Source organism: Streptomyces spongiae (genome assembly GCF_009377185.1).
Lineage (GTDB): Bacteria > Actinomycetota > Actinomycetes > Streptomycetales > Streptomycetaceae > Streptomyces > Streptomyces spongiae.
Window position 1 is genome coordinate 1 of the sequence record NZ_VJZC01000437.1, and the last position, 8,541, is coordinate 8,541.

General features: G+C 72.1%; 7 protein-coding genes. 2 read left to right on the top strand and 5 right to left on the bottom strand.

Annotated features, from left to right (window positions below; genetic code table 11):
- Positions 1–101: 101 nt before the first annotated feature.
- Complete coding sequence (locus FNH08_RS37300) at positions 102–578, bottom strand: DUF1203 domain-containing protein (protein ID WP_152775959.1); 477 nt, start codon at positions 576–578, stop codon at positions 102–104.
- A 113-nt stretch (positions 579–691) separates the two neighbouring features.
- On the opposite strand from FNH08_RS37300, the gene pepN reads away from it, so the two are divergent.
- Complete coding sequence (gene pepN, locus FNH08_RS37305; protein WP_322726118.1) at positions 692–3,280, top strand: aminopeptidase N; 2,589 nt, start codon at positions 692–694, stop codon at positions 3,278–3,280.
- A 99-nt stretch (positions 3,281–3,379) separates the two neighbouring features.
- Here the strand turns inward: pepN and FNH08_RS37310 are convergent, their stop codons facing one another.
- Both FNH08_RS37310 and FNH08_RS37315 read right to left on the bottom strand, forming a co-directional pair.
- On the bottom strand, positions 3,380–4,603 hold the full coding sequence (locus tag FNH08_RS37310) for a M14 family zinc carboxypeptidase (RefSeq protein ID WP_228034586.1): 1,224 nt from the start codon (positions 4,601–4,603) through the stop codon (positions 3,380–3,382).
- A 270-nt stretch (positions 4,604–4,873) separates the two neighbouring features.
- Positions 4,874–5,866 carry an EamA family transporter gene (locus tag FNH08_RS37315; RefSeq protein ID WP_152775961.1) on the bottom strand — a complete coding sequence of 331 codons (993 nt, stop codon included), beginning with the start codon at positions 5,864–5,866 and terminating at the stop codon, positions 4,874–4,876.
- 183 nt (positions 5,867–6,049) lie between these two features.
- On the opposite strand from FNH08_RS37315, the gene FNH08_RS37320 reads away from it, so the two are divergent.
- A complete protein-coding gene (locus FNH08_RS37320) occupies positions 6,050–6,550 on the top strand; it encodes a MarR family winged helix-turn-helix transcriptional regulator (RefSeq protein ID WP_152775962.1) in 501 nt (166 codons plus the stop codon).
- A 132-nt stretch (positions 6,551–6,682) separates the two neighbouring features.
- Here FNH08_RS37320 and FNH08_RS37325 read toward each other — a convergent pair whose 3' ends face one another.
- Positions 6,683–6,964: a hypothetical protein gene (locus FNH08_RS37325; RefSeq protein ID WP_322726119.1), complete on the bottom strand. Its 282-nt coding sequence runs from the start codon at positions 6,962–6,964 to the stop codon at positions 6,683–6,685.
- 88 nt (positions 6,965–7,052) lie between these two features.
- Positions 7,053–8,541, bottom strand: a 1,489-nt coding sequence (gene malQ / locus FNH08_RS37330) for a 4-alpha-glucanotransferase (protein WP_152775963.1), incomplete at its 5' end; no start/stop codon positions are given.

Sequence of the window (8,541 nt, forward strand, 5' to 3'; positions counted from 1 at the left end):
GGGCTGCGCCCCCAGACCCCCGCTATCGGCCTGGCGGCCTCGTCCTCAAACGCCGGACGGGCTGAAAATCCAAGCCCCGGCCGGGGAAAAACCCGGGCGCCCTACCCCCTGCGCACCTCGTACAGGAAGCACCCGTACTCGACGGCCCTGACGTGCACCAGCGCGACCTCGGGGTCGGCGAACGCCTCGGTGAAGGCCGCCTCGAGAGCATCGGTCCTCTCGACGAGCCGGCCGCCCAGGATGCGCCCGTCGGTGGAGTAGCGGCGGACGGTGCGGTGGGAGTGGGTGAAGGGGACACCCTCCCCCTCGAAGCCAGGGCACTCCTGCGGATGGATGAACACAGGGCCCTGCTCGTCGTACGGCCCGGGATCGGCGCCGGTCTCGGCCGCCCAGCGGCGCAGCGGCGCGTACGACACGAGGGCGATCGACTCCCCGGGCTCGCTGTGGCGCAGGCAGCAGCGGAGCGGGGAGCCGCCCTCCTCGTCGGTGACGGGAACCATGGGGCGGTCCGCGTCGTCAGCGGTACGGAGTTCCTTCAGGGCCATCGGCTCAATGGGCCGTGCGGTGTGGGTGGTCATACGGACCAGCCTCGCGTCCGTACGTCCTGTTCACCGGCGGGAAACGGACATCGCGTTCCTCACAGGTCCCGTGGAAGGATGACCAAGACCACACATACCGAGGAGATGACCGCGTGCCTGGCACAAACCTGACCCGCGAAGAGGCGCAAGCGCGGGCGAAGCTGCTCACCGTCGACTCGTACGAGATCGATCTCGACCTCTCCGGCGCGCAGGAGGGCGGCACCTACCGGTCCGCGACCACGGTGCGCTTCGACGTCGCGGAGACGGCGGAGAACCGCGCGGAGTCCTTCATCGACCTGGTGGCTCCGACCGTCCACGAGGTGACGCTCAACGGGGACTCCCTCGACCCCGCCGAGGTGTTCCAGGACTCCCGGATCGCCCTGCCGGGGCTGCTGGAGGGGCGCAACATCCTGCGGGTCGTCGCCGACTGCGCGTACACCAACACCGGTGAGGGGCTTCACCGGTTCGTCGATCCCGTCGACAACCAGGCGTACCTGTACACCCAGTTCGAGGTGCCGGACGCCCGTCGTGTGTTCGCGTCGTTCGAGCAGCCCGACCTGAAGGCCACCTTCCAGTTCACTGTGAAGGCGCCCACGGGCTGGACCGTGATCTCCAACTCGCCGACGCCCGAACCCAAGGACGACACCTGGGTCTTCGAGCCGACGCCCCGGATCTCCACGTACATCACGGCGCTCATCGTGGGCCCGTACCACTCGGTCCACAGCGTGTACGAGAAGGACGGGCAGAGCGTGCCGCTCGGCATCTACTGCCGGCCCTCGCTCGCCGAGTTCCTCGACTCGGACGCCATCTTCGAGGTGACCCGGCAGGGCTTCGACTGGTTCCAGGAGAAGTTCGACTACGCGTACCCGTTCAAGAAGTACGACCAGCTCTTCGTGCCGGAGTTCAACGCGGGCGCGATGGAGAACGCCGGCGCGGTCACCATCCGGGACCAGTACGTCTTCCGGTCCAAGGTGACGGACGCGGCGTACGAGGTGCGCGCCGAGACCATCCTGCACGAGCTGGCCCACATGTGGTTCGGCGACCTCGTGACGATGGAGTGGTGGAACGACCTGTGGCTGAACGAGTCGTTCGCCACGTACACGTCGATCGCCTGCCAGGCCGCCCACCCCGAGTCGCGCTGGCCGCACTCGTGGACCACCTTCGCCAACCAGATGAAGACGTGGGCGTACCGGCAGGACCAACTGCCGTCCACCCACCCGATCATGGCCGAGATCGGCGACCTGGACGACGTCCTCGTCAACTTCGACGGCATCACGTACGCCAAGGGCGCGTCCGTGCTGAAGCAGCTCGTCGCGTACGTCGGCCAGGACGAGTTCTTTCGGGGCGTACAGGCGTACTTCAAGGCGCACGCGTACGGCAACACGCGCCTGTCCGACCTGTTGGGTGCCCTGGAGGAGACCTCCGGGCGCGACCTCAAGACGTGGTCGAAGAAGTGGCTGGAGACGGCCGGGATCAATGTGCTGCGGCCCGAGATCGAGACCGACGAGCACGGCGTCATCACCTCCTTCGCCATCCGGCAGGAGGCCCCGGCCCTGCCCGCCGGCGCCAAGGGCGAGCCGACGCTGCGCCCGCACCGCATCGCCGTCGGCCTGTACGAACTCGACGACGACAGCGGCAAGCTGGTGCGCGACGACCGCGTCGAGCTGGACGTCGACGGCGAGCTGACCGCCGTACCGCAGCTGGTGGGCAGGCGCCGCCCGGCCGTGTTCCTGCTCAACGACGACGACCTGTCGTACGCCAAGGTGCGCCTCGACGAGCAGTCCCTCGCCTTCGTGACCGAGCACCTCGGCGACTTCGCGGCGTCCCTGCCGCGCGCCCTGTGCTGGGCCTCGGCCTGGGACATGACCCGCGACGCCGAGCTCGCCACGCGCGACTACCTCTCCCTGGTCCTGTCGGGCATCGCCAAGGAGTCCGACATCGGTGTGGTGCAGTCGCTGCACCGCCAGGTGAAGCTGGCGATCGACCTGTACGCCGACCCGTCGGCCCGCGAGGCGCTGCTGACCCGCTGGACGGACGCCACGCTCGCGCATCTGCGCGCGGCCGAGGCGGGCAGTGACCACCAGCTGGCCTGGGCGCGCGCCTTCGCGTCGACCGCTCGTACGCCGGAGCAGCTGGACCTGCTGGACGCGCTGCTGGAGGGCACGCAGACGATCGAGGGTCTGGCCGTCGACACCGAGCTGCGCTGGGCGTTCGTGCACCGGCTCGCGTCGGTGGGACGCTTCGACGAGACGGAGATCGCCGGCGAGTACGAGCGCGACAAGACGGCGGCGGGCGAGCGTCACGCGGCCTCGGCGCGGGCCGCGCGTCCGACGGAGGCGGCCAAGGCGGAGGCATGGGCCTCGGTCGTCGAGTCCGACAAGCTCCCGAACGCCGTGCAGGAGGCGGTCATCGGGGGCTTCGTCCAGACCGACCAGCGCGAGCTGCTCGCCGCGTACACGGAGAAGTACTTCGAGGCGGTCAAGGACATCTGGGGGTCCCGCTCCCACGAGATGGCCCAGCAGATCGCCGTCGGCCTGTACCCGTCCATCCAGGTGTCGCAGGCCATCCTGGACCGCACGGACGCCTGGCTGACCGACTCCGAGCCCAGCGCGGCCCTGCGTCGGCTCGTCTCGGAGTCGCGCTCGGGCGTCGAGCGCGCTCTGAAGGCCCAGGCGGCGGACGCGGCGGCGGCCCGCGCGTAGGTGCAGGCATAGGCGGCGGAGCAGTCCGTCGTACGGCCTCGGGGCGCCCGGTGACTCACCGGGCGCCCTCTTGGTGTTCTCAGTCGCCGAACGTTGTTCTCAGCCGTCCAGGAACAACCGCACCAGCCGAAGCATGACCTGTCCGTGCAGCGCGGTCTGGTGGCGGACCGGCAGCCAGCGGACGCCGAAGACGGTCTCCAGTTCCCGGCACCACTCCCGCACGAGGGCGTCGAGCGCGCCCGCGGCCACCGCGTCGGCGGGCGGGTCGCCGAGGGCCTGGCGCAGCATCGCCGCCGCGCGCAGGGGGACGCGCCGGGCAGCCAGGTCGAGGGAGACGGAGTTGCCGACGGTGGTGGCGAGGCCGACGCCACCGAGGTCGTCCGCGAGGTAGCTCTTCCAGGTGTCGGCGACCCCGGTGCCGACGCCGAGCAGTTCGCGGGCGGCCGACTCGTACGGTGTGAGCTCGGCGGCGACCGGCCCGGAACCGCGACCGAGGGCGGCCTCCACCCGCTCGCTGCGCTCCAGGAGGGTCCGGCTCACCCTGGCGATGTGCTCCTCGGCGCCGGCCGTGGGCCGGGGGTCGGCCACGGCGTCCACGGCCCACATGGGCGCCTCGACCAGCGCCGTGACGGTGCCGTACCGCATGGGGTACGTCCAGGTCGCCTCGGAGGTGAAGCCGGAGGGGTCGCGCTCGTCGGCCGGTTCGGCGCCGGGCACCACGAGGACGCCGGGGCCCTCGACGAACCAGCCGAGGCCGTCGAAGGGCCGGTGTTCCACGGGGACCCCCAGGTTCGCCGCCACCGCACGGAAGGCGTGGGCCGCCCCGGGCACTCCGCGGGTCAACTGCAGGAAGGTTCCTCCTGCTTCCATGCCGTGCAAGGAGAACTGGACGGCGGGGCGCAGTTCGTCGAGCAGTCCGACGAGCACGTCGGACTCGGGCAGCGGCGCCTTCGGCCCGCCCCCGAGGGGCCGGAACTCCGGCTGGCAGGTGAACTCCTGCCGGTAGAAGTGCCGGTGGTAGCGCTCGACGCCCCACCCCTCGGACGACCAGCCGTGCCGCTGGCTGATGCTCATGCCGTCCGGGTCGAGGCAGAGCAGGAAGTGCCAGGTGCAGTCGAGGGCGTCGAGCACGTCCGGGTCGAGCGCGAACTCCTCGGCGAGGCGGATCGCGGAGGCCCCGCCGACGGGTTCATTGGAGTGGGCGCCCGCGACGGTGAGGACGTTCCGGCGCCCGTGCCCGGCGGACAGCAGCCACAGGGGCCGCCCCGAGCGCGAGGTCCCGGCGGTGCGCAGCCGGAGGGTGCCGGGGCGGGCGGCGGTCAACGCGCGGGCGCGGGACGTCAGTTCTTCGAGGGTGGGGTAGATCCCGGCGACGGTCGGGGGCCGGTCGACCGCTCCGTGTCTCGCTCCGGGTCCCGTAGGCCCCGCACGTCCTGTGCGCCCTGTGCCGCCGCTCGGCATGCCGCCCGCCCCGTCAGGAGCTCGTCGCGTCGCCGCAGCCCCTGGTCTCGGTCGTGTGCCACGGGCTGGTCCCGGTAGTGCGCGACGGGCTGGTCTCCGGCCTCCGCAAGGCGCTGATCACCGTCTTCGCAGTCACGTCAACTCCTTTGCCGAGGGGGGAGATTGAGCGTTCCCAAGGCTCGACTCGCGGGTTCGGGGTGTCAAGGGCGCGTCCCCGGGGGCCACGGGGTTCCGGGGCTTCCCGGAGGCCCCGGTGGAGGGGCGGGGCGCACGGGGCCTGAGTTGCCCGAGAACCGTCGCCCCGAACGCCAGCGCCATGCCCGCCAGCTGGACCGGTGTCAGCGCCTGACCGAGCGCGGCCCACCCGACGACGGCCGCCGTGAGGGGCGAGAGCGGCCCGAGGAAGGTGACCTGGGTGGCGCTGAGCCGGCCGATGCCGCGGAACCAGAGCCAGTACGCGACCGCCGTGTTGGCCAGCGCGAGGTAGAGGTACCCACCGACCGCCGGGCCGTCCAGCGCGGGCGGAGCCCCTTCGATCAGGAGGGCGACGGGAGCGATCAGCAGCCCGCCCGCGGTGAGCTGCCAGCCGGTGAGGGCGAGCGGGCCGACGCCCTCCGGCCGGCCCCACCGCTTGGTGAGCACCGTGCCGGCCGACATGGAGGCGGTGGAGGCGAGGGCCGCGAGGATGCCCACGACATCCAGCGCGCCCGCCGCCCTGAGCACGACGAGGCTGACCCCGAATGCGGCGGCGACACCGGTGAGCAGCGTGCGCGGAGTCGGGCGCTCACCCAGCAGCACGGCGGCCAGTCCGGCGACGAACAGCGGCCCGATCGAGCTCACGACCGCCGCCATACCGCCGGGCAGCCGGTACGCGGAGAGGAACAGCAGCGGGAAGAACGCGCCGATGTTCAGCGCGCCCAGGACCGCGGCCTTGCCCCACCAGGCACCGCGGGGCAGCACCCGGGTGAGCGCGAGCAGCAGCAGCCCGGCGGGCAGGGACCGCACCAGGGCTGTGAACAGCGGACGGTCGGGCGGCAGGAACTCGGTGGTGACCGCGTAGGTGGTGCCCCAGGAGATGGGGGCGAGGGCGGTGAGCGCTATGAGGGCGAGACGGTTCGAGGACATGGAGTGGCCTTCGTGGCGGGGACGGTGGCCGATCGGTGCGATCGGTGCGATCGGTGCGATCCGGTTGGTCCGGTCGATCTGGTCGATCCCAGATTTAGCTTGCTTGCAATTAGCTTAGCTCTAAGCAACTTGCCGTCAAGCCGCTTTCTTGCGGCCGACCGAAACGCGACCGATACTCACCTCATGAACAACTCCCCCGGGGACCCCGTCGACGCGATCATCGAGCAGTGGGCGCAGGTCAGGCCCGACCTGGACACCACCGCGATGGAGGTCTTCGGGCGGGTGTACCGGCTCTCGCGCACGCTGGGCGACCGGATGGACAAGGCCTACGCCCGGTTCGGGATCTCCCGCGGCGAGTTCGACGTCCTGGCCACGCTCCGCCGCTCGGACGCTCCGTACACGCTGTCCCCGCGGCAGCTCTCGGCCACGCTGATGCTGACCACGGGCGGCATGACCGGCCGCCTCGACAAACTGGAGCGTGCCGGGCTGCTCCGCCGCTCCCCCGACCCGCACGACCGGCGGGGCCTCCAGGTCACGCTCACCGAAGAGGGGTTGCGGCTGGTCGACCAAGCGGTCATGGCCGGCCTCGAGGTCCAGACGGAGGCCCTCTCCCACCTGAACGAGGAACAGGCCGGCCAACTGGCCGGCCTGCTACGGCGACTGGTGCTGGAGACGGGAGCCTGACCCGCCTCCCACATGACGGGTCCGAACACGCCGAGGGCACCCACCGCGCACACGTGCGGTGGGTGCCCTCGGATGCCCTCAGACGCCCTCGATGGAGGGCGGAAAACTGTGGTTGTGGACGACCGGCGGCCGTCAGGCCTTGGCGTCGGCCTTCGCCTTGGCGGATGCCTTGCCCTTGGCCTTCGGCTCGCGGTCCGTGGACCCGTCGAGGACCCACACCAGGCCCGCGATCAGCAGGAAGATCGCGAGCGGCGCCAAGACGAACAGGCCCAGCGTCTCGATCACGCTCAGGCCCGGGCCCGGGTCGTCGCCGTCGTCGGGCGTCACCGCGAGCGCGGGGGACGACATGAGCAGCATCATCAGCGTCGTACCGGCGGCCAGGGCGCCGACGCGCAGGGCGTTCTTCTTGTCCACGGTGCAAACGTAGCGAACGTCGGAAAGAGCCGCGCGCCCGGGGTCCCGTACAGCGGCCGCCGCGCCTGGGATCCCGTACAGCGGCCGCTCAGGGCCCCCCGTCGTCACCGCCCTGACCTCGGTCCCGGTTTCCGCGCCCCCGCAACACGTCCACCAGCGCGTGCAGCCGGGCGGAGGAGGCCAGGTCCTCCAGGGTCACCGGGCGGCCGTCGGCGTCGGCGATGGGCAGGCGCCAGTTCGGGTACTGGTCCCAGGTGCCCGGGAGGTTCTGCGGGCGGCGGTCGCCGACCGTGTCCGGGAGCCAGAGGCCGATCATGCGGGCCGGGGTACGCAGCAGGAAGTGGTGGAGGGCCTGGATCTCGGCCTCCTCCGAGGGGGACGAGATACCACCGCTCGCCCCCTGGAGCAGACCCAGCCGGGCCAGGAGGGCAAGCCACTCCCCCGTGTCGGCGGAGGCCGCGGCGTGCTCCTCCTCCAGCGGGTGGGCCAGCAGGCCGAGGCGGTCACGGAGCTCGACATGGTCGCCGGTCAGCCTGGAAGCGGTGGGCGGCAGGTCGTGGGTGGTGGCGGTGGCCAGGCAGTCCGCGCGCCAGCGCTCGGGCGGCAGCGGCAGTCCCGTGCCCTCCCAGTCGCGTTCGAACCACAGGACCGACGTGCCCAGCACACCGCGCTCGTTCAGGGCCTCGCGCACGCCCGGCTCGACCGTTCCGAGGTCCTCGCCGATCACCAGGGCCCCGGCCCGCGAGGCCTCCAGTACCAGGATCGCGAGCATGGCCTCGGCGTCGTAGCGGACGTACGTCCCCTCCGTCGGCGCCTGCCCCAGTGGCACCCACCACAGCCGGAAGAGCCCCATGACGTGGTCGATGCGCAGGGCGCCCGCGTGACGGAACAGGGCGCGCAGGAGCCGGCGGTACGGGGCATAGCCGGAGGCGGCGAGACGGTCGGGGCGCCAGGGGGGCAGGCCCCAGTCCTGGCCGCGGGCGTTGAAGGCGTCCGGAGGCGCGCCGACCGACATACCGGCCGCGAAGTACTCCTGTTGCGCCCACGCGTCGGCGCCTCCGGGGTGCACGCCGACCGCCAGGTCGTGGACGAGCCCGATCGGCATCCCGGCGTCCCGCGCGGAGCGCTGCGCGGCGGCGAGCTGGGCGTCCGTGAGCCAGGCCAGGCGGCTGTGGAAGTCGACGCGGTCCATCAACTCGGCGCGGGCGCGCGCGGTTTCGGGCGAGCGGGGGTCACGCAGACCGGCCGGCCACCGGTGCCAGTCGGAGCCGTACGCCTCCGCGAGCGCGCACCACGTGGCGTGGTCCTCCAGCGCCTCGCCCTCCTCGGCGAGGAAGTCGCAGTACGCGGCTCTCCGGCCGGGCCCGAGCGGCACCTCGCGCACCAGCTCCAGGGCTTCCCGCTTGGCCTCCCACACGGCGTCGCGGTCGATCAGCTCGCCCTTGCCGAGCACGGATGCGCGCAGCCGGGCGCCCCGGTCCAGCAGCGCACGGACGCGGGCCTGGTCGTCGACGTACGGGAACTCGGGGATGTCCTCGACGCGCAGGTGCACGGGGTCGGGGTGGCGACGGGAGGAG